This window comes from Sporocytophaga sp. (assembly GCF_017745095.1).
Classification (GTDB): domain Bacteria; phylum Bacteroidota; class Bacteroidia; order Cytophagales; family Cytophagaceae; genus Sporocytophaga.
Map to the genome: position 1 here is coordinate 116,245 of NZ_JAGHZZ010000005.1, position 21,658 is coordinate 137,902.

Annotated in this window: 21 protein-coding genes and 1 tRNA gene; 17 read left to right on the forward strand and 5 right to left on the reverse strand. The window is 34.9% G+C overall.

Annotated elements, in window-relative coordinates; translation table 11 throughout:
• From J7604_RS09350 to J7604_RS09370, 5 genes are all read left to right on the forward strand, one after another.
• Positions 1-768, forward strand: a 768-nt coding sequence (locus J7604_RS09350; RefSeq protein ID WP_293894584.1) for a hypothetical protein, incomplete at its 5' end; no start/stop codon positions are given.
• 61 nt (positions 769-829) lie between these two features.
• The gene (locus J7604_RS09355; protein WP_293894587.1) at positions 830-2,248 is read left to right on the forward strand and encodes an LptF/LptG family permease; all 1,419 of its coding nucleotides are present in this window, start codon (positions 830-832) and stop codon (positions 2,246-2,248) included.
• Positions 2,249-2,345: 97 nt separating this feature from the next.
• Positions 2,346-2,621 (forward strand): 30S ribosomal protein S15, encoded by a 276-nt coding sequence (rpsO, locus tag J7604_RS09360; protein WP_293894590.1) that lies wholly within the window; start codon positions 2,346-2,348, stop codon positions 2,619-2,621.
• Between the two features lie 106 nt (positions 2,622-2,727).
• The gene (gene pnp, locus J7604_RS09365; protein WP_293894593.1) at positions 2,728-4,875 is read left to right on the forward strand and encodes a polyribonucleotide nucleotidyltransferase; all 2,148 of its coding nucleotides are present in this window, start codon (positions 2,728-2,730) and stop codon (positions 4,873-4,875) included.
• Positions 4,876-4,998: 123 nt separating this feature from the next.
• A complete protein-coding gene (locus J7604_RS09370; RefSeq protein ID WP_028978569.1) occupies positions 4,999-5,862 on the forward strand; it encodes an RNA polymerase sigma factor RpoD/SigA in 864 nt (287 codons plus the stop codon).
• 28 nt (positions 5,863-5,890) lie between these two features.
• On the opposite strand, the gene J7604_RS09375 is transcribed toward J7604_RS09370, so the two are convergent.
• On the reverse strand, positions 5,891-6,364 hold the full coding sequence (locus J7604_RS09375) for a hypothetical protein (RefSeq protein ID WP_293894603.1): 474 nt from the start codon (positions 6,362-6,364) through the stop codon (positions 5,891-5,893).
• A gap of 228 nt (positions 6,365-6,592) precedes the next feature.
• Between J7604_RS09375 and trxB the strand changes: the two genes are divergently transcribed.
• The 3 genes from trxB to bshB1 are packed head-to-tail and all read left to right on the forward strand — an operon-like array spanning position 6,593 to position 9,287.
• Positions 6,593-7,546: a thioredoxin-disulfide reductase gene (gene trxB, locus J7604_RS09380; protein WP_293894606.1), complete on the forward strand. Its 954-nt coding sequence runs from the start codon at positions 6,593-6,595 to the stop codon at positions 7,544-7,546.
• The gene (locus J7604_RS09385) at positions 7,546-8,562 is read left to right on the forward strand and encodes a M23 family metallopeptidase (RefSeq protein WP_293894609.1); all 1,017 of its coding nucleotides are present in this window, start codon (positions 7,546-7,548) and stop codon (positions 8,560-8,562) included. The genes trxB and J7604_RS09385 overlap by 1 nt, the downstream gene beginning before the upstream one ends.
• A gap of 23 nt (positions 8,563-8,585) precedes the next feature.
• On the forward strand, positions 8,586-9,287 hold the full coding sequence (bshB1, locus tag J7604_RS09390; RefSeq protein WP_293894613.1) for a bacillithiol biosynthesis deacetylase BshB1: 702 nt from the start codon (positions 8,586-8,588) through the stop codon (positions 9,285-9,287).
• Positions 9,288-9,295: 8 nt separating this feature from the next.
• On the opposite strand, the gene pdxH is transcribed toward bshB1, so the two are convergent.
• Positions 9,296-9,943 carry a pyridoxamine 5'-phosphate oxidase gene (gene pdxH / locus J7604_RS09395; protein WP_293894616.1) on the reverse strand — a complete coding sequence of 216 codons (648 nt, stop codon included), beginning with the start codon at positions 9,941-9,943 and terminating at the stop codon, positions 9,296-9,298.
• A 223-nt stretch (positions 9,944-10,166) separates the two neighbouring features.
• Between pdxH and J7604_RS09400 the strand changes: the two genes are divergently transcribed.
• From J7604_RS09400 to J7604_RS09430, 7 genes are all read left to right on the forward strand, one after another.
• A complete protein-coding gene (locus tag J7604_RS09400; RefSeq protein ID WP_028978563.1) occupies positions 10,167-10,709 on the forward strand; it encodes a YqgE/AlgH family protein in 543 nt (180 codons plus the stop codon).
• A gap of 21 nt (positions 10,710-10,730) precedes the next feature.
• Entirely contained in the window at positions 10,731-12,584 is a 1,854-nt protein-coding gene (locus tag J7604_RS09405) for a DUF349 domain-containing protein (protein WP_293894620.1), read from the forward strand.
• A gap of 87 nt (positions 12,585-12,671) precedes the next feature.
• Positions 12,672-12,744 (forward strand) — tRNA-Thr (locus tag J7604_RS09410).
• 79 nt (positions 12,745-12,823) lie between these two features.
• Positions 12,824-14,293, forward strand: a complete 1,470-nt coding sequence (locus J7604_RS09415; RefSeq protein WP_293894622.1) for an ATP-binding protein — start codon at positions 12,824-12,826, stop codon at positions 14,291-14,293.
• Positions 14,294-14,310: 17 nt separating this feature from the next.
• A complete protein-coding gene (locus J7604_RS09420; protein ID WP_293894626.1) occupies positions 14,311-14,742 on the forward strand; it encodes a response regulator in 432 nt (143 codons plus the stop codon).
• Between the two features lie 15 nt (positions 14,743-14,757).
• Positions 14,758-15,009 carry a hypothetical protein gene (locus tag J7604_RS09425; RefSeq protein WP_293894629.1) on the forward strand — a complete coding sequence of 84 codons (252 nt, stop codon included), beginning with the start codon at positions 14,758-14,760 and terminating at the stop codon, positions 15,007-15,009.
• 110 nt (positions 15,010-15,119) lie between these two features.
• The gene (locus J7604_RS09430) at positions 15,120-16,289 is read left to right on the forward strand and encodes an ATP-binding protein (RefSeq protein ID WP_293894631.1); all 1,170 of its coding nucleotides are present in this window, start codon (positions 15,120-15,122) and stop codon (positions 16,287-16,289) included.
• Positions 16,290-16,331: 42 nt separating this feature from the next.
• Here J7604_RS09430 and J7604_RS09435 read toward each other — a convergent pair whose 3' ends face one another.
• Together J7604_RS09435 and J7604_RS09440 are read right to left on the reverse strand one after the other, a co-directional pair.
• On the reverse strand, positions 16,332-16,667 hold the full coding sequence (locus tag J7604_RS09435) for a hypothetical protein (protein WP_293894634.1): 336 nt from the start codon (positions 16,665-16,667) through the stop codon (positions 16,332-16,334).
• 280 nt (positions 16,668-16,947) lie between these two features.
• Positions 16,948-17,262, reverse strand: coding sequence for a hypothetical protein (locus J7604_RS09440; protein ID WP_293894638.1), 315 nt, complete (start codon positions 17,260-17,262; stop codon positions 16,948-16,950).
• Between the two features lie 261 nt (positions 17,263-17,523).
• Here J7604_RS09440 and J7604_RS09445 point away from each other — a divergent pair, with 261 nt between their 5' ends.
• A complete protein-coding gene (locus tag J7604_RS09445) occupies positions 17,524-18,054 on the forward strand; it encodes a DinB family protein (RefSeq protein WP_293894641.1) in 531 nt (176 codons plus the stop codon).
• Between the two features lie 8 nt (positions 18,055-18,062).
• On the opposite strand, the gene J7604_RS09450 is transcribed toward J7604_RS09445, so the two are convergent.
• Positions 18,063-19,835, reverse strand: a complete 1,773-nt coding sequence (locus tag J7604_RS09450) for a 7TM diverse intracellular signaling domain-containing protein (protein WP_293894644.1) — start codon at positions 19,833-19,835, stop codon at positions 18,063-18,065.
• Between the two features lie 459 nt (positions 19,836-20,294).
• Between J7604_RS09450 and J7604_RS09455 the strand changes: the two genes are divergently transcribed.
• Positions 20,295-21,650, forward strand: a complete 1,356-nt coding sequence (locus tag J7604_RS09455) for a TolC family protein (RefSeq protein ID WP_293894647.1) — start codon at positions 20,295-20,297, stop codon at positions 21,648-21,650.
• Positions 21,651-21,658: the final 8 nt, after the last annotated feature.

Sequence of the window (21,658 nt, forward strand, 5' to 3'; positions counted from 1 at the left end):
GCAGATCAGATTCTCGCGTTTCAAGGTAGTTTTACAAATCCCACCTTTCTTTTTGGATTAAATAATATTGAAGATAAATGGCAGGAAGATGCCACAACAACAAATACTTCTGCATTACCTCCCGGTCTTGAAATTGGGAAAACAGCTCTTAGTCTGAAAGGAAATACAAATGCTTCATTCAACTGCTCTTATATTGTACAGGATAAACAAAAATTACTGGAAAATATCGCTAATCCGTCATATTGGGATTTTTCTTCTTCAAGAATAACGCAAGCATCTGAATGCAGTTTCTCGGTTTTACCTTTAAATATTACAAATTTCGAAGTGGAAGAGTCTGGAACAGATGCGATCATCATTGCAATTCAATCAACAGGCGTAATTTCTCTGTCTTCTTTAAAAATTGAAAAGTCTTTAGATGGCTATAATTTTGAACAGATTAAGGTAGAGGATAATAATTTTTCTATAGAAGGAAATGAGATTCGGATCAGAGATTATAATAGCCTAAATTCTGTTTACTACAGACTTTATTTTGAAAAAAAATTTGTGGGTATGAAATATCTGAAAAAAGAAGAGGGACGATTGGAAAATAGTTTAGGCGAATTTGAGCTATATTCTATAGACGGACAATTGATTATTCGGAATTTTTGTTATCGTGAAGAACTAGAGTTTAATTTAAGTTGTTTTATCGAAAAACTTAAGGGAGGAATTTATTTAGCCTTTTTTTTAAATAATAATGAAAAAAAAGTCGTGAGGAAAATATATAAATAGTAGTTTTGCCCCGATTTTTGATAATCTTTAATTAATAATACTTAAAAAAAATAGTTTCTTAATGAAGAAGCTGGATAAATTAATACTTACGGCTTTTTTAGGCCCCTTTTTTTTAACATTTGTAGTTGTAGTTTTTATATTACTTACACAGTATCTTCTTAAATACCTTGAGGATTTTGTTGGTAAAGATCTTGGGTTTAGTGTTTTTGCCGAGCTAATATTTTATTTCAGTTTAAATATGGTGCCGGTAGCATTGCCTTTAGCCATATTGCTCTCTTCTTTAATGACATTCGGAAATCTGGGAGAGCATTTTGAACTCACAGCTATAAAAAGTGCAGGTATTTCGCTTACTAGAGCACTTTTGCCAATTGGTTTTATAGTTATTCTATTATCAGTAGTTGCTTTCTTTTTTAATAATAATATTGTACCAAAGGCGAATTTAAAAGCATATAGTCTCCTTTATGATATCCGTCAGAAAAAGCCTGCATTGGATTTTAAAGAAGGTGCTTTCTACAATGGCTTACCAGGTTATAGTATAAAAGTAAGCAAAAAGTATCCTGATGGTCGGACACTCAAAAACCTTATGATTTATGATCATAGTCAGGGAAAAGGTAATACTGACCTAATCATTGCAGATTCAGGTAAAATGTACATGGCTTATAATGACAAGTATCTGATTCTTGAATTATTTAATGGCAAAAACTTTTCTGAAACCCAGGATAATGAACGTCCGCAAGGTTATACTTTCTTAAGGAATGAATTCAAGAAGAGTAAAATGGTATTTAGTCTGGAATCCTTTGAGCTTAACAGGACAAAAGAGGAATTATTTGCTACTAATAAGCTGATGTTGAATGTGTCTGAACTCCAAAGGACCTCTGATTCACTTCGAAATGAAAAAAAGAATATAGAAAAAAGCCTCGAGGGCAATGTTAAGCCTTACTATAGTTTTCACACCAGGCAAGACAGTGTTGCACGGAATGTATCAAAAGCCCAAGCAATTAATGTAAAAGATTCTTTGGTGAAGGCAAATAAACAACAGATACTTAATCGGGCTGTTAATCAGGCTAGAAGTATCAAAGCATTTACTTCAACCCATGTAGAGAGGCTGTATCATTTAACAAAAGATTCTAACATATTTGAAATCGAAAAGTACAGGAAATATACACAATCCGTGGCATGTATTATCATGTTCCTCATAGGGGCACCGCTTGGAGCTATCATTAAAAAAGGAGGATTCGGAATTCCGGTGCTGATTTCAATTATATTCTTCATCCTTTTCTACGTCTTATCGATAATGGGAGAGAAGTGGGCAAAAGAAAGTCTTATCGAGGTGCCGTTAGGTATGTGGTGGGCCAATTGTATGTTATTTCCAGTAGGGCTTTTCTTTTGGTATAAAGCAAGAAAAGATTCCAGATTGCTTGAAACTGATCTGTATACTCCCTTAATTTCAGGGTTTAAAAAGATTTTTAAGAAGAAATAGATTGAATTTAATATTCAATAAATATTTGTATATTAAAATGTAGTTTTATATCTTTGCGGTTTATTAAATCGGAATATAAGTAGACAAATAAAAAGGCATGTATTTAAGCACAGAAAAAAAACAGGAGATCTTTAAACAAAACAGCAGAGAAAAATCTGCTAAGGATACTGGTTCATCTGAATCTCAAATTGCTCTTTTCACTCATAGAATCAATTATTTGACAGAGCACTTGAAAACTCATCCAAAAGACTTCTCTACAAGATTAGGACTTTTGAAACTTGTTGGTAAAAGAAGAAGAATCTTGGATTATTTACAAAATGTAGATATTGATCGTTACAGGGCAATTATCGCTGAACACAATTTGAGAAAATAAAAAATTGAGGGGATTCGGTCGAATTCCCTCTTTTTATTATTTGCTCCGCTATTTTTGATGTCCGCAAATCTGATTTTTAATTCACAAGAGTTTTACAAAATTAAAGATGTCGTTAAACGTAATTAGGAAAAATATTCCTTTAGAAGACGGAAGAGTTATTTCCATAGAAACAGGGAAATTGGCAAAACAGGCAGATGGTTCTGTGGTAGTGAGATTGGGAAATACGATGCTTCTTGCTACTGTAGTTTCTGCTATAGAGGTAAAAGAAGGTGTAGATTTTATGCCATTATCGGTTGATTATCAGGAGAAATTTGCTTCAGCCGGAAAAATTCCAGGTGGTTTTTTAAAGAGAGAAGGAAAACTAAGTGATATGGAAGTTTTGGTCTCCAGGCTAGTGGATAGAGCTATGAGACCTTTGTTTCCAGATGATTACCACGCAGATACTCAGGTTAATATAACCCTGATTTCTGCTGACAAAGACGCACAACCAGATTGCCTTGCAGCTCTTGCAGCCTCTGCTGCAATTGCAGTTTCAGATATTCCCTTCAATGGACCAATTTCTGAAGTTAGAGTTATAAGAAAAGACGGAAAATTTTTGATCAATCCTACTCCTGCTCAGATGGTAGGAGCAGATCTGGATCTAATTGTGGGCGCTTCCTATGACAATATTGTTATGGTGGAAGGTGAAATGAATGAAGTCTCAGAATCTGTTATGCTGGAAGCTTTAAAAGTCGCTCATGATGCAATCAAAGTACATTGTACTATTCTTAAAGAGCTAGAGGCTGAAGCTGGTAAAACTCAAAAGAGAGAATATTGTCATGAAGTAAATAGTGCAGAACTTAAAGAAAGAATGCACAAAGAGCTTTATGATAAGGTATATGCTGTTGCTAAACAGGGAAATGCTAACAAAGCTGTAAGAGGGGAATCTTTCAAAGCTATTAAGAAAGCATTTGTTGAGGCTTTACCCGAAGATCATACTGAAGATTTAAAATTGATCAGTAAATATTACCATGATATTGAGAAAGAGGCTGTCAGAAACATGGTTTTAGATGAGAGAGTAAGGTTAGATAACAGAAAGCTTGATGAAATTAGACCAATCTGGAGTGAAGTAGATTACCTTCCTTCAGCTCATGGTTCTGCTATATTTACAAGAGGAGAAACTCAATCCCTCACTACTGCTACCTTAGGAACCAAACTGGACGAACAAATGATCGACAGTGCAATGGTTTCAGGTACAAACAAGTTTATGCTTCATTATAATTTCCCTGGATTTTCTACAGGTGAAGTTAAACCAAACAGAGGACCGGGAAGAAGGGAAGTAGGGCATGGAAATTTGGCACTTAGAGCCTTGAAAAAAGTATTACCTCCTGAATCTGAAAATCCTTACACCATCCGTATTGTTTCTGATATATTGGAATCTAATGGTTCTTCATCTATGGCGACTGTGTGTGCTGGTACTTTGGCCCTTATGGATGCTGGAGTTCAAATTAAAGCACCGGTATCAGGTATTGCCATGGGATTAATCTCTGACTACAAAACAGGAAGATGGGCTGTTCTTTCTGATATTCTTGGTGACGAAGATCATCTTGGCGATATGGACTTTAAAGTGACTGGAACCGAGCAGGGAATTACGGCATGTCAGATGGATATGAAAGTGGAGGGTTTGTCCTATGAAATACTTGAAAAAGCTCTGGAGCAGGCTAAAAACGGAAGACTTCATATTCTTAATGAAATAAAGAAAACTCTTGATGCGCCAAAACCTGATCTAAAACCTCATACTCCAAGATCTGTATCAATTAAAATTCCAAAAGATATGATCGGTGCCGTAATAGGTCCAGGAGGAAAAGTAGTTCAGGAAATACAAAAAGTTACTGGTGCTACGTTGATTATTGAAGAAGTAGAAGACGGAGGTTTGGTTAATGTTTTTGCCAAAGATAAAGAAGTAATGGATAAGGCTGTGAAGTGGGTGAAAGGAATCGTTGCTATTCCTGAAGTAGGAGAGGTTTATCAAGGTAAAGTTAAGTCTATCATGCCATTTGGAGCTTTTGTTGAGTTTATGCCAGGAAAAGACGGTTTACTTCATATTTCTGAAATTAAATGGGAGAGATTGGAGAATATGGAGGGAGTTTTGGAAGTTGGAGAAGAAGTTAAGGTTAAACTTGTGGAAGTTGACAAAAAAACTGGTAAATTCAGATTATCACGCAAAGTATTGATACCGAAGCCGGAGAAAAAAGAATCAGAACAAAGCAAATAAAGTTCATCTAATAAGGGCAGAATTTTATAACTAAAGCAAAAAAAAAATCGTTTCACTGATTAAATTTTGCACTTGATTTTCGCTTAATTTTGTCATCTATACAAGCATAAATAACCCAATTTAATGAGACAGCTTAAGATAAGCAAACAGATTACCAACAGGGAAAGCCAGTCACTTGACAAATATCTTCAGGAGATTGGAAAGGTGGATCTACTTACCCCTGATGAAGAAGTGGAACTGGCGAAGAGAATCAGAGAAGGTGATCAGTTAGCTTTGGAAAAGCTTACAAAGGCAAACCTTAGATTCGTTGTTTCTGTTGCGAAACAGTATCAAAATCAGGGGCTTTCACTTGGTGATTTGATCAATGAAGGAAATCTCGGCCTCATTAAAGCTGCTCAAAGATTTGATGAAACGAGAGGTTTTAAGTTTATTTCCTATGCTGTATGGTGGATTCGTCAATCAATTCTTCAGGCTTTGGCAGAGCAATCAAGAATTGTAAGACTTCCTTTAAACAGAGTCGGTTCTTTAAATAAAATATCCAAAACCTTTTCTGATCTTGAGCAAAAATATGAGAGAGAGCCTTCTCCTGACGAACTTGCTGAAGTATTGGAAGTAAGTACTTCTGAAGTTGTTGATACTCTGAAAATTTCTGGTCGTCATGTTTCTATGGATGCACCTTTTGTTCAGGGAGAAGAGAACAGCCTTCTGGATGTTCTGGAAAATGACAGTGAAGTTACCCCAGATTCGGAATTAATGAATGACTCTTTGAGAAAAGAGGTTCAAAGAGCACTTTCAACGCTGACACAGCGCGAAGCAGATGTAATTACCCTTTATTTTGGTCTTAATGGAGAACATTCTATGACCTTGGAAGAGATTGGAGAAAAATTCAACCTTACAAGAGAGAGGGTTCGTCAGATTAAAGAAAAAGCAATCAGAAGATTAAGGCATACTTCAAGAAGCAAAGCTCTTAAGCCTTACTTAGGTTAATATTTAAAAAGCCCTTTAAGGGCTTTTTTTAATTCCTTTTTACTACTTTTTGCTTATTCACATCTATTACTTTTCGCACTTTCCCCTTATTGATTAATTGTATGTAGGTAAGTCGCCCTTTATCATCATACCTATGTACTTCTTCACCTTTTTTGGTTTTAGTGAATTTATATACTAGTTTGCCTCTTTCATTGTACCTTTTTATTAAAACTTTTTTGTCCGGTTTTTCTTCTTTTATAGGCCAGATTTTAGAGTAACTTCTTGATTTTTCATAGGATCGCCTTTTTCCATTTTCATAATATTCCCTGTATTTTAATCGGTTGCCGATTATATCATTGTTTGCAGTGGGTCTTCTGATAATTGTTTCCCGCTTCACAATCTTTGTTCTCCCGTTATCATGATTTTCCTTAGTGTTTACGACTGTTCTTTTTTTACATGAGTATGAAAAAAAAGATACAAAAAGTAGCAATAAGAGGATTAAAATATTTCTGGTCGATTTCATCTTATAATATTTTGGCATTCTATACTTATCTGTACTTCATATAAAAACAACTAGGGAATTTATAAACTTGTTAAACATAAATTGAAATGACTTGACTACAATGTCATTTTGAAATGTAATTATTATGTTATTTTATTAAGGTGAAGGAACTTTATACAAGTAGATCTGGTTTTGGATTAATAGGGATTTTTCACGAAATTCACAGCCTTAAAATTTCACGTTTTTGTTATGGCAGAAGAAAAAGTAGGGTGTCTCATCATTGGCTCCGGTCCTGCAGGCTACACTGCGGCAATATATTCAGCAAGAGCTGGATTAAAACCTGTGTTGTACCAGGGAGCTCAGCCCGGAGGGCAGTTAATGATTACTAATGAAGTGGAAAATTATCCAGGATATCCTGAAGGGGTACTTGGTCCGAAGATGATGGAAGATTTCCAGAAACAAGCATCAAGATTTGGTACTGATATCAGATTTGGAATGGCTACTTCGGTGGATTTTACTGGTCCTGTACATAAAGTAATTATAGACGAAACACATTTAATCCATGCAGATGTTGTTATAGTTTCTACAGGAGCTTCAGCAAAATGGCTTGGATTAGAATCTGAAGCCAGATTAAACGGAAGAGGAGTTTCTGCTTGTGCAGTGTGTGATGGATTCTTTTTCAGAGGTAAAGACGTTGCTGTTGTGGGGGCCGGTGATACTGCATGTGAAGAGGCTGTATATCTTTCTAAACTTTGTAGAAAAGTATACCTACTTGTAAGAAGGGATACTATGCGTGCTTCACAGATCATGCAAAAAAGGGTACTTAACACTCCTAATATTGAGGTATTGTGGAACTCTGAAACGAGTGAAATATTAGGTGAAGAAGAAGTTGAAGGAATGAGAGTGAAGAATGTCCAGACAGGAGAATTAACAGATATCACTGTTCAAGGATTTTTCGTTGCCATAGGTCATAAGCCTAATACAGACATATTCAAAGGTTGGTTAGATCTTGACGACAACGGATATATTAATACATTACCAGGAAGCAGTAAAACGAATATTGAAGGTGTCTTTGCTTGTGGCGATGCGCAGGATCATATATACAGACAAGCTGTAACAGCAGCCGGTTCAGGTTGTATGGCAGCTCTTGATGCTGAAAGATATCTTGCCGCTAAAGAAGCTGAAGAGGAAACAGTTAAATAATGCAGAATAAAAAGTGCTATTCACTTTTGATAATCCTATTCTTTTTTTCCTTGAAAGGTTTTTCTCAGGAGAAAAAGAATAAGGATTTCTTAAATGTAAAAACCCCATCCATTGAGTATTCAGTACCAGAAGCAGGCAAAATACTCTTCGATGAAGAGTTTGCCGATACCACAAATACTGATGAAAATGCCATATTCTTTGACCCGCAAAGGGAACCTGAACTCATTAGCGAAGATACCACTGATATTGATGAAGGTGAAACTAGCATTGTCGAGGTAGCTGAACAGTTGAAAGTAGATTCAATATGGGTAACTATTGCGGAATATTATTCTATTTGGGATTCCAGAAGTGTGAATCCGTACAAACGTGATGGAGCCAAATTTTCAGATACTTTAAATATTAATTTATATGACTCTCTTGGTGGTTTCAACTGGTCAATGCCTTTGACTGGTTGTCATATCACTTCTGATTTCGGTATGCGTCATTCTAGGTGGCATTATGGCACAGATTTAAAACTTGAAATTGGTGACCCTGTTGTAGCTTGCTTTGATGGAATCGTCAGGATAAATCAGTACAATGCGGGAGGTTATGGAAATTATGTAATGGTAAGACATTACAACGGTCTGGAAACTCTTTATGGCCATCTTACAAAATCTCATGTTACTGTTGGGCAATTAGTGAAAGCCGGAGAATTATTGGGTGATGGTGGAAATACTGGGAGAAGTTCGGGACCTCACTTGCATTTTGAAGTGAGGTACGAAGGTAATGCTATTAACCCTGAAGAACTTTATGATTTTCCAATGAATACTCTGAAATCAAAGATATTTGAACTTAATCCTTCACATTTTGAATATTTAAGAGAAGCCCGAAAGGTATTCTATCATAGAGTGAGATCAGGGGAGTCTTTAGGTACAATTAGTCGGAAATATAGGGTGTCTGTTAGTACTATCTGTAAACTGAATGGTATTTCATCCAGAACGACTCTTAAGGTTGGCCGCAAACTTAGAATTAGATAAAATAATAATTGCTTACAAGATCTATGAAGTTAGATATGCTTGTGCTTTCAGCACACCCTGATGATGCGGAGTTAGCCTGTTCGGGGACAATACTGAGGCATATTGAAATGGGGAAAAAAGTAGGTCTGGTAGATCTCACACGTGGACAGCTTGGTACCAGGGGAACTCCCGAAATCAGGGATAAAGAAGCAGAAGCTGCTTCAAATATTCTCGGGCTTGCTGCGAGGGAAAACCTAGCGTTTGAAGATGGATTTTTTACTGAAGATAAAGAACATTTAATTGCTATTGTTAAAGCAATAAGAAAATATCAACCAGAGATCATAATTACCAATGCCTTACACGACAGGCACCCCGATCATGGAAGGGCTTCAGATTTGGTGTCCAGAGCAAGTTTCCTTTCAGGCCTTATAAAAATTGAAACAGGACAGAAGGCGTGGAGAGCTCGGAATGTATACCATTATATTCAAGATAGGTACATTAAGCCAGATCTGATAGTAGATGTAACTCCTTATTGGGAGCAAAAAATAAAAACGATCAAAGCTTTTCAAAGTCAGTTTTTCAATCCTGGTAGCGAAGAACCTGGTACTTATATTTCTTCCCCCGAATTCTTATTGTTCATTGAAGCCAGAGCCTTGGAGTTCGGTCATTCTATTGGTGTAAAGTACGGAGAAGGATTTACATCTGAAAGAAATATTGGAATAACCAACATGTTTGATTTGCTGTAACAGTCTTATCAAGGAGCCAGTCTGCCTTTAGTCCATGTATTGTTTTCTCTTTGATAAAATAATCTATCATGCAACCTTCCTGATCGTCCTTGCCAAAGCTCAAAATATTCGGGAATGATCCTGTAACCTCCCCAATTATCAGGTCTTGTTACCTCTTTGGTTTCATGGGCAATCAGGGCCTTTTCAAACATCAGATCCAAATCATTTCTGGAAGAAATAATTTTACTTTGTGGAGATACAATAGCTCCTATCTGTGACGCTTTCGGCCTGGAATAAAAATACTTGTCAGATTCTTCAGCACTTACTTTTACAACCTTTCCTTCAATCCTTACCTGGCGCTCTAATTCAGGCCAAAAGAACAATGCAGCTGCAAATGGATTTTCTGCTATTGACAAGCCTTTTTTACTATCATAATTAGTGAAAAATACCAAACCTTCGTCCAATCCTTTTAAGAGAACGATCCTTGAAGAAGGTCTGCAATGACTGTCGCAAGTAGATAATGTCATTGCTGTAGGCTCATACAAATTACTTTTTACAGCCAGATCCAACCATTCGTGAAATTGGTCTATTGGATTTTCTTTGAGATCAGACTCGGATAGTATTTTAAGTTTATAATCGTTTCTAATGTCTGATAAATTTTGCTCCTTCTTGCTCATATGAAATTGGTTGCAAAACAAATGCTGGTAAGGCATGTTTTTTAATTCAGAATTGAAGTTAGCCATTAAATATGAATTTACTAATAATATCTTTTAACTAAATATGAAAAACTTGCAATGTACCCTTAGTACTTGTATAATTGTTATAGTATGATAAATTGAAGGATATTTATTAAATAGCTGATATCAAACATTTTCAGATAAAAAGAATTTTGATTAACGAATGTTGAAGATAGGCAATGTTATAATATCGGAGCCATACCTGGGTGATGATAACTTTGAACGAACTGTAATCATCATGTGTGAATATGGAGAATCAGGGGCTCTTGGGCTTGTACTTAACAAGCCTACGATTATTACGCTCAATTCTGTTTTGGAAAGTGTAAATTCGGAAGAGCTTTTGTATATTGGTGGGCCTGTAGCACAAGATTCGCTACATTTTATTTTCAGAAACAATTATAATATTGAAGGGGCAGTGAAGTTAGGAGATAATTTATACTGGGGTGGAAATTTTGAACAAGTGCTGGACTTGTTTAATAACAACCTTGCTAACGCGGAAGATTTCAGATTTTTTCTGGGGTATTCAGGATGGGAGGGAGGACAGCTGGAGAATGAGTTTAAAGCTAATTCATGGATTGTAAGCCATGTTGAAACTGAGGATATATTTGAAATTGAGCCTGCTAATCTTTGGCGGGAAATATTGAAGAGTATGGGTGGTAAATACAAGATGCTATCTAATTATCCTATTGATCCAAGATTGAATTAAAAATTTTTAAAAGGTAATACCATGAGCAAGGAAAAAGAACTTTTGGGAAATGACAAGATAAAGGAAGGTGGAAAGGTTGGAGAGATGGCAACTCCTGTAAAATCTATGATAGACGAAATGGATGTTCATGATGAAGAACATGCCCATGAGCACATTAGTGATCTATCACAACTTTCAAAAGAAGATTTGCTAAAGATGCTTGAAAGCATGAAGCTCGATGAAAATCTAAGTAAAGCATCAGCAATGCTGAAGCAGATTAAGTATCATTATGATCATTTGCTGGAAGTGGAAAAGAACGAAGCATTGAGTAAATTCCTTGCCAATGGTGGTGAAGAAACTGATTTTGATTATAGAAGAGATAATGTGAGCTTGAAGTTTGATAAGCAATATGATCAGCTTCGTCACAAATTGTCTGAACATTTTCTTAATCTAGAAAAGGATAAAGAAAAAAATCTGACTAAGAAGAATGAGCTGCTTGATAAGCTCAGAACTCTGATCTCTGCTGAAGAAACTCAAACAAGCATTACTTCTTTAAAGGAGATTCAGGAAGAGTGGAGAAAAATTGGTTCCGTACCTGCGGCTCAGACTCAAGAGATATGGGCTAACTATAATGCACTGGTTGAACGCTTTTACAATAACAGGAGTATATATTTTGAACTGAAGGAGCTAGACAGAAAGAAAAATCTAGAAGCTAAAATCGAAATATGTGAGAAAGCTGAAAGTCTTGCTGAATCAGGCCAAACAGTAAATGCCCTGATCAGAGAGCTTAAAGTTTTACACGAAGAGTTCAGAAATATTGGACCCGTTCCTAAGGAAGATCAGGAAGTTCTTTGGAATAGATTTAAAGTAGCTTCCGATAAAATCTATGAAAAACGCGGCGAGTATTATAAAGAGCTTAGAGAACGTCAAGAACAAAATCTTGAAGTTAAAATAAAATTAGCTGAAGCCATTGCTGGATTTACTCAATTCCAGACTACTCGAATTGAAGAATGGAAACAAAAGACTGCAGAATTGTTGGAACTACAAGAGAAATGGAAACAAGCAGGTGGGGTTCCTCAAGACAAAGGAAAAGAGATCTCAAAAAAATTCTGGAGTGCTTGTAAATCCTTTTTTCATAACAAAGAAGTTTTTTTCAAACACCTTGAGGTAGAAAAAGAAGAAAACCTTAAGAAGAAAATTTCTTTGTGTGAGCGCGCAGAAGTATTGAAGGATCAGACTGATTTTAGCGGAACAGCTACTGAATTGAAAAATCTTCAGAAAGAATGGGAAGCAATCGGGCCTGTTCCTATTAAAGAAAAAGAACCAATTTTTAAACGTTTTAAAGCTGCTTGCGACCATTTCTTTAATAAGAAAAGAGAATTGCAGGCTGAACATGAAAAAGAGTTTAAGGATAATCTGGATAAGAAAAATGCCCTTATTCAAAAATTGGAAGGCCTCAACTCCGATAATAATTCAAATCCGGATGATTTGAAGGTTATTCAGGATGAATGGAAAAAAATAGGTTTTGTTCCTAAAACGGAAATGAAAGATATCAATGCAAGATATCAGAGAGCAGTTGATAATTTCTTGGGACATCTTGAAGGAGATAAGTCTGAAGTTGACAAGTTAAAATTAAGTCTTCAGATAAATGCTTTGAAAACAAATCCAGAAGGTGGAAAAAAACTTTATCAAAAAGAAAAAGAAATTCATCGCAAGATTTCAGTCCTTAAACAGGAGATTGATCGCTTGAATACCAATCTTGAATTTTTTGCAAAATCTGCTGCAGCTGACAAGCTAAAAAAAGAATTTTATTCAAAAATTGAATCTGCTCAAAATGAGATAGATGAACTAAAAGGTCAGCTTAAAATGATAAAAGATGCAGAAAATGAAAAATAATTTTTTCGAAATGTTTTGGATATTTCGAAAAGTCCTATACTTTTGCACTCGCTTTTAAGGCAAACGAAAAAGCAAAAACAAAGTAAAGCCTCCATAGCTCAGCTGGTAGAGCAACTGACTTGTAATCAGTAGGTCGTTGGTTCGATTCCGACTGGGGGCTCTTCAAAGGCATCTACATAACTTGTAGGTGCCTTTTTTGTTTTAAAACATTTACAATATTTCCCTGTTATATATTGTTTATGAAACTTAGGTTATCCGGTAAAATAATAGCAAGTTTTTCTCTGATCATCATTTTTTCTTTTATCAGTTTTGGTGTCAACCTTAAACTTTCATCAGATGTGAATAGGGACACGGAGTACCTTACCAAATCTGAAGCTATTATTCGTAATTCTGCTAAAATTCATAAGAGCATTCTTGAGATGCAGTCTAATTTCAGAGGATACTTACTTACTGAGAATAAGTCATTTTTGGATCCATATTATTCAAGTATAAAAGAGATGTCGGGTCTTGTGGATGAGCAGCGTAAACTCATCTCTGATTCTCCTGCCCAGGTAGCCAGGTTCAATGATATTCAGATACTACACAATCAATGGCTGAAATATGCCAATGCCCTTATTGAAGCCAAGTTCAAGCAAATAGATCCTAAAATAATTTCAAGTGAATATGAAATGCTTTTTGAACAGAAATTGAGAAAAGAATTCGGAAAAAAAATGACCGATGAAATTTCTAATAAATTCAAAGAGTTTGATAAAACAGAGTATCGAGTTAGAAAGGGCCGGAGGGCGAAATTGAGTGAATCTATAGCAATTGCCAAGCAGGTTACAATGCTTTTGGCGATCATAACAATTTCTGTAGGAGTATTAAGTGCTTTTTATATCACACATATTATCATAAAAAGGATCAAATCTATGGTTGTGCTTGCAGATAATATCTCCAAAGGTAGATTTGAGACGATTGTAGATATCGAAAAAGATGAACTGTCACAATTGTCGGATTCTTTAAATGTTATGTCAGAGAAGTTAAAAAAGAGCTTTTCAGAATTAGACAACTATGCCTATGTCGTTTCCCATGATTTAAAAGTACCATTAAGAGGGATATATAATCTTGCACATTGGATGGAGGAAGATTATGGAAATGAATTGTCCCCTGAGATGCATAAGTATCTGGATAAGCTGAAGGGAAGGGTTGAGCGAATGGAAAGTCTCATAAATGGTTTGCTGGAATATTCTAAAATAGGAAGAACCAGCCAGCCTTTGGAGGAAGTTAATATGAATGAACTGCTAGCCGATATTATAGATTCTACTGTCCCTGAAGATTTTGAAGTGAGATTATCCAATAACCTGCCTGTGATTTTTACAGAGCGATTAAGAATTCAACAGGTGTTTTCCAATCTGATAAGTAATGCGGTAAAATATAAAGGCAACAAATCAGGTCTGATTACGATTACTTCAAAAGAGGTGCCTGATGGATTTGAATTTACTGTCGAAGATAACGGCGTAGGTATATCTCCTGAATATCACAATAAAATATTTGGGCTGTTTCAGACTCTGCGTGAGAAGCACGAAGTAGAAAGTACAGGCATTGGATTATCAATTGTGAAAAAAATTATAGAAGACAACAAAGGAAGCATCAGAGTAGTCTCCAATGAAGGAGAAGGAGCTTCCTTTATTTTTAAGTGGCCAGCCATTAAAGTGGTGATGCCAGTATAAACAAACAAATAATTCTTATGAAAGAAATTTCAATTTTATTAATAGAGGATGATGAATTGGATGTCATTAGTTTTGAGCGTGCTTTAAAAAAAATCAACCTGCCGATCATTTTATACACGGCCTTTAACGGAATAGAAGCTCTTGAGCTTTTGAGAGGTAAGCAAAGAATTTCAATACCGGATATCATTGTACTGGATCTCAATATGCCTAAAATGAATGGGGGTGAATTCCTTGCAGAATTAAGGAAAGATAGTACATTTAATGATGTTAAGATTTTCATTATGACCACATCCAATGAAGATAGAGATAGAAGCAGGGGAGATGAATTCGGCGTTACTGGTTATATTATCAAACCACTTAATTTTAATGAAAATACTAAACGTAATGTGTCAATGGATAATTTTATGCATTTTCAGATTATGAAAATGGTGGGAGATCAATTGAATTAATTTTTTGCTATAGTTATGATACTTTTACATGGAGGTTTTACTTATGAAATTTTGTGGACAGTTCTTGCTGTCTATTTTTTCTTTATTGGTATTCCAGTCTATCTGGCATTATTCTACAGTCTGAAGCATACTTCATTGTATATCAATAAAGTGAGAAACAAAGGGACTTTGGTAAATATTTCTTTTTCATTAGGAGTCCTTCTTTTGTCGGTTATCACTTTAATGATTTTAGGAGGAGGATTTATGTTCTTTCAAGTATCCTTTTGATTGAAAATCCATACTATTTCTTGCCAAATAAAATACATCGGATTAGTAGTCAGTTTATTATTTTTGTACCTTTAGGTATAATACCATAGAGTATAATACCTTTGAGTCCTATGATTATATCTCCCTTTGCATACGGTAATACTGTGTCTTCTACTGCATTTACCAATCGTGAAAATGAAGTAAAGCGGTTAAAAGACAATCTTTTGAATGGTATTAATACCACCATTATATCTCCCCGCAGATGGGGGAAATCATCACTTGTAGAAAAAGTGGTATCTGAAATCAGGAAAGACTATCCAAAAGAATACAGGGCAGTAGTAATAGATCTATTTACCCTTGGAAGCCAGGAGGAATTTCTCGAAACATATGCCAGAGAGGTGATAAAAGCTTCTTCGGGAAAGTGGCAGGAATGGATTAGTTACGGAAAAGAATTATTTAAAAAGCTTATTCCCAAAATAACTATGGGACTTGATCCTGAAAACGATTTCAGCCTCAGTTTTGACTGGAAAGATCTTCGTAAACACGGTGAGGAGATTTTAAATCTTCCTGAAACTATCGGGCAAAAAAAGGGCATCAAATGGATTATTTGTCTTGATGAGTTTCAAAATATCTCAGGATACAATGATTATGAGAATTTTGAGAAGAAACTCCGGGCTGTATGGCAAAGACAGAAGAATGTAGCTTACTGCCTTTTTGGAAGCAAGAGGCATATGATGTCTGATATTTTTAATAACCCCTCTAAGCCATTTTACAGATTTGGCGATATCATGCTTCTTCCTAAAATTGAAGAAAGTCGTTGGGTTGATTTTATAACTACTAAGTTTACTGAGACCAATAAAATAATTAGTAAAGAAGATGCAAGGTTTATATCTGTGCTTATGAAAAATCATTCATGGTATGTGCAGCAATTGGCCCACTATACCTGGAATAGTGCTGTTCCTATAGCTACAAGAGTTAATATTGAGAATGCTTTATTGGAGCTTATTCAGGCGAATACGCCCTTTTATCAGAAAGAGGTTGAATCTGTAAGCGCGACTCAGCTGAATCTACTTAAAGCTATAGCAAAAGGAGAGACTCAACTTACTTCAGCGCAAGTAATGAACATGTATCAGTTAGGAACTCCAAGGAATGTAAGTAAAAATAAAGTTATTCTTCTGAATGCAGATATTGTGCACGAAATAAATAATACATATGAATTCCTTGATCCTGCCTTTGAATTGTGGTTTAGAAAGCAATATTTCAATCAGCCTTATTTTAAAAAATCAGAAAGCGTTGGTTAGTATTGGCGGGGATTATATTATGAGTAAAATAAAGGTGCAAGTTTATTGAATGAGCAGTATCTGTGGTACAAAGACAGGTGTTGGTCCGGATAAAGGACAAAGTAATCTTACTTCACAAAACAAATCATTGCTTTCAAAATAGGCTATCCCTTTAATGATTTCTTTTACAATAACTTGTCCATGCTCAGGGACAAGTGCCACACTGCCTGTTATGATGTTTGCTGCAAGTCTCAGATCTCCCTTGATTCTGCTACCAGTTTTAAAAGTATAACATAGATATTCGTAGTGAATAGGGTAAATCTGGTCCTCAATAGATACGCTGCTTCCATCGGACTGAACAATCCCTATATGGCTCACTCCTTGATTATAATTATCCATTGTGAGTAAAAAAAAGTTTAACTTAATAATAATTAAAAGTCTAAGAACTACTTTGTATAAATACCTCTTGTGAATTTTGGAAGGTATTGAATAGTAATGTTATTGGGGAGATAATATTTCAGTACATATTCAACCCCCTAAAATTATTTTATTGTAATTGTAAAGGAAAGTTAACTTATTTATTTTAAATGTTTTTACTAAAAGGTGTTTTTTAAATCAAAAAAAATGTGTTTAAACAATTGAATGTGAGAGGTAAATTGCATCTTTGAGATTGTAATCTTTAACTTGTAACAATATAAATTAACATAAGCCCCAAAACACCACCTATGGAATAGATAACACTGCAAAGAATTACAAATATACCAGCAGACTCTCCTAATTCACTTTTTACTTTTTTTGCTTTGAGGAATAAAGTATATCCTAAAAATCCTCCAAGTATACCGCAGGGTAACATTGAGAGCAGAAATAATGCCCAGAAGAGTACTTCTGTTTGGTTGAAATAAACTTGGTCTAATATGAAGATTAGCAATAAAAAAACAGGAAGAGCTAAAATGAAAGTTGTCAGCAAGAGAATTTTTAATAAACTAATCTCCATTAATTTATTAAAAAAAGATGATCTGATTTTCATTCTATTGATTTGCTTTGTGATTTAGCAAAATACCCCTGCTGATACTAATTTATTATGACAAGTTCTCATCGTTGAATGAATACTTCTAGTTGATCGAAAATCATTTGAGTTTAATTTTATAATTAAGTTCGGACAATCTTCATTCCTATTCTGCCAAAATTGACAATGCTAAATTTAATTTACTAAATTCAACAATGATAATAATCTTTAATTTTTAATACTTGCAAAATGAATAAATCAGAAATAAATCCAATGCCTGATTTCTTTGACAGATATATAGATCTGGTTGAAGAACCTGATCTTCTGACAGCGATGAATTTATCAATTCAAAATCTTAAAACGCTTGATGTGGGCTTGCTTAAGGGAATTGGTGACCTTGTATATGCTCCCGGAAAGTGGAGTGTTAAACAAATTATTCAGCATATCATAGATAATGAAAGAATACAGTCCTATAGGGCTTTAAGGTTTTCAAGAAAAGATGAAACTGTATTGCCAGGCTATAATGAGGTGTTACTTGCAAGCAATGCAGATACAACAAACAGGAAAATAGAAGATATGATTGATGAATTAATTGTAGTGAGACAATCTTCTTTACTGCTTTTTAAATCGTTCTCAAAAGATATGTACCTCAATAAAGGTATTTGTTTTAACAGAGAAATATCAGTGCTAGGATTAGGCTTTGTAATTGTTGGACATGAGACTCACCACTTCAATGTTATAAAGGAAAGATATTATCCTTTATTAAGTAAAGAAGTGTAATGGAAAGATTATGCTGGACGGGATTGTTCTTTGGCTGTATTGCTGTTATAGAATATCTTTCCCCAATCTTTTGAATTCAATTTACCTGTTCCGGAACTGTTCATAGAATCGACAATTTTCTTCTTAAATGCCCAACATGTCTTTTGTCTTAAATCTAGTTTTTCTGATAATTCATGTGATGAAATATTCTTGTTAGCTAATACCAGATAAGACAGATAAAATGTTTGAGTAATGGGAAGCTTTGAATTATGAAAGATCGTATAGGTGGTAACAGACTCGTCATAGCCGCATTTGGTGCATCTTTTAGAGTATGGAGTTTTGCCCGCGGATGAATTTTTGTTACTACATTTCTTACAACTATATCCTTTGGTCCATTTAATTTCAGATAGATATTTAAAACAGCTTTCTTCATCAGGATATATCTTCTGAAACTCTTCAAGCGTAACGTCTTTAAGCATCAGACGAGCCTTGGTAATATCTTTGATGTTTTGATTTAAAGCCTTGTTATCAATTTCAAGAAGTTTATTAAGCTCTTCAATCTCTTTACTCTTTTCCTCAAGATTGGATAGGGCGATAGCCAATTCTCGATTTTTGCGGTTGACTTCTTCAGTTCTTTCTCTGACCTTAAGCTCCAGTTCCTGGTTTATTGAATCTTTTAATTTTTCATTTTCCTGCAATTGCGTTATGAGCATTTTGTCAATGCGAGTCTTCTCTTCCTTTTCAATTTTCAGCCTTTGACCCAGTGCCGAAGAGAATAGCACTACTTCCAGAAGAAAGCCAAAATTAAGGCTATAAACAGTAAAGATGTTTGAAGCAACAAATCCGTTTATCCTTAATATAAAAATGGAAAATGATACAAGGAATAATGAGAATGCTAGCAAAAAGTATTTAGCAGACTTGTTACCTCTTTTAGCTGCTGTTATTCCTGCTATAAATATTAATAGAAACGGAAGCAAGTAAAAGTATCTTATCCATGAAATCTGAAGAATAAAATTGTTGAGGCAGAACATCACACAATAAACAATTAAACTAAGATCTATTCCCCTTCTCAGTTTTGGCGCATATTGATTAAGCGAAAGGAAGTTTTTCGAATAAAATACAAACGCAGTTATCAGAAATATCGGAGCGTATTGAATAAGCTCGTTAAATTGGGGAAGATTGGGCCACACGTACTGAAAGCCAAGCCCATCCTCAGAGAAGGAATTTAAGGAATAGCAAACTACATATGCTACATAATACAGGTATACAATTTCCTTAGTTGAAAAATATATGAAAATATTGTAAACGGACATGATCAGGAGGATGCCATAAAAAATGCCCAGATAGTAGTATTCACTTAAGGCATAATCCAAAAATTTTTGCGGGGTTCTTATACAAATGTCTGGTCCTGTGTAATAGTTGTTTTGTATAGAAAAAAGTATGGTTGCTTTTTCATCCTTATAAAATTTTATAGGAAATATGAAATTTTTATGTTTTGAAATTCTTGATGAAAATTCATTCAGATAGCCAGTTTTTGAAAAATGAGTTGTGTCATTTCCTGAAATTATAAAAACATCAAGCGCTTGTATATGCGGATCCAGGATTTCAAAAAACCATTCTTTGCGATCTTCTAATTTATTAGCGACTTCTAATCTGAACCAATAGGTTGAGTTTTTGTCAAATTCGCTGAATTTATAGGAACTGTAGGCTTGAAAATCTTTCAGATTCAATTGATTAGCAGTGAGCTTATTAGTTTGGTCTTTATAAAATTTAAAATAATTGAAAATACTGTCCTCTCTCATTCGAGTAGCGTTCTCTTTTAGATAAAAAACGCTGCTGGCAAAGCCAGGTCTAGTAAAAGAAAATAAGAAAAAGAAGAATAGTAATTTAAAACACTTCATTAGACTCTCATAGCTCATTATCAACATATGAAGATAGTAATTTTTCAGCACTTTATTGGGATAATTTAGGGTAAATTTTAGCTAAAGCTTGTATTTAAAGTAGAATTCAAGGAGGCAATCATAAATTCTATAAACAATCAGGGGGGGAAATGTATTAGTATTCAATCGGGAATTAAACGTTCTAACTTTTATTTGAAATAATAAAAATGGAATAAGTCTAAAAGGTAGATCAATGATTAATAAATAGATAAAAGTTCCCTACAGTTTTTAGTGATGTGCATAGGTAAGACAGATACAATAAATATAAAGACTTTTTCATTTCAACTGATTCTTTCTTTAAAGAGAAGTTTAAGGATCAGTATGTTAAATTATTTGATATGCATCGCTTCCTTTTTGTTTTCTGTAGTTTCAGCATGTGGTCAAACCAGTATGGATCTTTCTCAATGCATAGATTATGCACTGGTGCATCATACAGATGTTCTTTCTGCTCACATTGATGAAGAAATAGCGCTTCAAAATGTTAGAGAGGTTGCCTCTTCAGGTTATCCTCAAATCAATGCATATGGCACCTTTGATGATAATATTAAGATACCTTTGGTTGCATTGCCTGCAATATTTTTTGACAGAACGGCTCCTCCGGATGCTATTGTACCTGTTCGTTTTGGTGTGCAGTATTCAAGCTCCGCATATGCTCAGTTAGATCAGATTATATATATGGGAACTTACTGGGTAGGCTTGAAAGCTTCCAAGGTCAGCAGAGTTTATTATTGTCAATCATCACAGCAGGTTATTGAAAATACCATATACAATGTAAGCAAGTCGTATTTTAATTACCTTGTCTCAGTTCAAAAGGTAGAGGTTCAAAAATCCAACCTGGAGAAAAGTCAGAATCTTTTTAAAATTGTCGATCTTCAGTTTAAAAACGATGTAGCTACACAGGCCGACAGAGATAGAGTCTTCGTTGATTATAACAATCAGCTAACGGAATTAAAGACGCTTGAGAGATCAGTCAAAGCCTCTCTCAATCAATTGAAATTTCAGATAGGAATGCCCGTAAGTGAACAGATCGAAATTGCAAGTGTCAATGCTGATACTACCACTTTATTTCAATTAGAAGAATTACCTGATAAGCCTAATTACTGGAGAAGAGCTGACTATAAACTGATGCAAACTCAAAGAGAATTAGGAGCTCTTCAGGTGAAACAATATACTTCCGAATATCAGCCACAGCTCACTGCTTTTGGTAAATATCAATATCAGTCATTTTCGGAAGAATTTAATCTGTGGAAAACAGAATGGTTTAACAGTCAGGTCGTGGGGCTAAGGCTCACAGTGCCAATTTTCAGTGGCTTTAAGAGAAGTTCTCAAGTACAGCAGTATAAGCTTGAATTGAAAAAAACAGAAATAGGAATTTCCAGACTGGAGCAACAGATCAATATAGAATTGTCCAATGCAATAGATGATTTTAATACATCTGTTGATAATATAAGGCTTGCAGGTGAGAATATAAAGCTTGCTCAGCTTGTATATGATAGTGAAATATTGTCCTATAAGGAAGGTGTAGGGGCTTACTCTGATTTTCTCAATGCGACTAACTCCTTAAAAGTCGCTCAGGTAAATTACATAACATCACTGTTTAATGCTTATCTGGCAAGATTAGAACTTGCAAAGTCTCAAGGGAAAATTACTGAAGTTATTAAATGGATTGGTAAATAGTTAATATC

What these genes read in the sequence shown, in the direction of transcription:
- J7604_RS09355 (WP_293894587.1), top strand. Translation starts at nt 830, where the DNA reads ATGAAGAAGCTGGATAAATTAATACTTACGGCTTTTTTAGGCCCCTTT.
- rpsO (WP_293894590.1), top strand. Translation starts at nt 2,346, where the DNA reads ATGTATTTAAGCACAGAAAAAAAACAGGAGATCTTTAAACAAAACAGC.
- pnp (WP_293894593.1), top strand. Translation starts at nt 2,728, where the DNA reads ATGTCGTTAAACGTAATTAGGAAAAATATTCCTTTAGAAGACGGAAGA.
- J7604_RS09370 (WP_028978569.1), top strand. Translation starts at nt 4,999, where the DNA reads ATGAGACAGCTTAAGATAAGCAAACAGATTACCAACAGGGAAAGCCAG.
- J7604_RS09375 (WP_293894603.1), bottom strand. Translation starts at nt 6,364, where the DNA reads ATGAAATCGACCAGAAATATTTTAATCCTCTTATTGCTACTTTTTGTA.
- trxB (WP_293894606.1), top strand. Translation starts at nt 6,593, where the DNA reads ATGGCAGAAGAAAAAGTAGGGTGTCTCATCATTGGCTCCGGTCCTGCA.
- J7604_RS09385 (WP_293894609.1), top strand. Translation starts at nt 7,546, where the DNA reads ATGCAGAATAAAAAGTGCTATTCACTTTTGATAATCCTATTCTTTTTT.
- bshB1 (WP_293894613.1), top strand. Translation starts at nt 8,586, where the DNA reads ATGAAGTTAGATATGCTTGTGCTTTCAGCACACCCTGATGATGCGGAG.
- pdxH (WP_293894616.1), bottom strand. Translation starts at nt 9,943, where the DNA reads ATGAGCAAGAAGGAGCAAAATTTATCAGACATTAGAAACGATTATAAA.
- J7604_RS09400 (WP_028978563.1), top strand. Translation starts at nt 10,167, where the DNA reads ATGTTGAAGATAGGCAATGTTATAATATCGGAGCCATACCTGGGTGAT.
- J7604_RS09405 (WP_293894620.1), top strand. Translation starts at nt 10,731, where the DNA reads ATGAGCAAGGAAAAAGAACTTTTGGGAAATGACAAGATAAAGGAAGGT.
- J7604_RS09415 (WP_293894622.1), top strand. Translation starts at nt 12,824, where the DNA reads ATGAAACTTAGGTTATCCGGTAAAATAATAGCAAGTTTTTCTCTGATC.
- J7604_RS09420 (WP_293894626.1), top strand. Translation starts at nt 14,311, where the DNA reads ATGAAAGAAATTTCAATTTTATTAATAGAGGATGATGAATTGGATGTC.
- J7604_RS09425 (WP_293894629.1), top strand. Translation starts at nt 14,758, where the DNA reads ATGATACTTTTACATGGAGGTTTTACTTATGAAATTTTGTGGACAGTT.
- J7604_RS09430 (WP_293894631.1), top strand. Translation starts at nt 15,120, where the DNA reads ATGATTATATCTCCCTTTGCATACGGTAATACTGTGTCTTCTACTGCA.
- J7604_RS09435 (WP_293894634.1), bottom strand. Translation starts at nt 16,667, where the DNA reads ATGGATAATTATAATCAAGGAGTGAGCCATATAGGGATTGTTCAGTCC.
- J7604_RS09440 (WP_293894638.1), bottom strand. Translation starts at nt 17,262, where the DNA reads ATGGAGATTAGTTTATTAAAAATTCTCTTGCTGACAACTTTCATTTTA.
- J7604_RS09445 (WP_293894641.1), top strand. Translation starts at nt 17,524, where the DNA reads ATGAATAAATCAGAAATAAATCCAATGCCTGATTTCTTTGACAGATAT.
- J7604_RS09450 (WP_293894644.1), bottom strand. Translation starts at nt 19,835, where the DNA reads ATGAGAGAGGACAGTATTTTCAATTATTTTAAATTTTATAAAGACCAA.
- J7604_RS09455 (WP_293894647.1), top strand. Translation starts at nt 20,295, where the DNA reads ATGTTAAATTATTTGATATGCATCGCTTCCTTTTTGTTTTCTGTAGTT.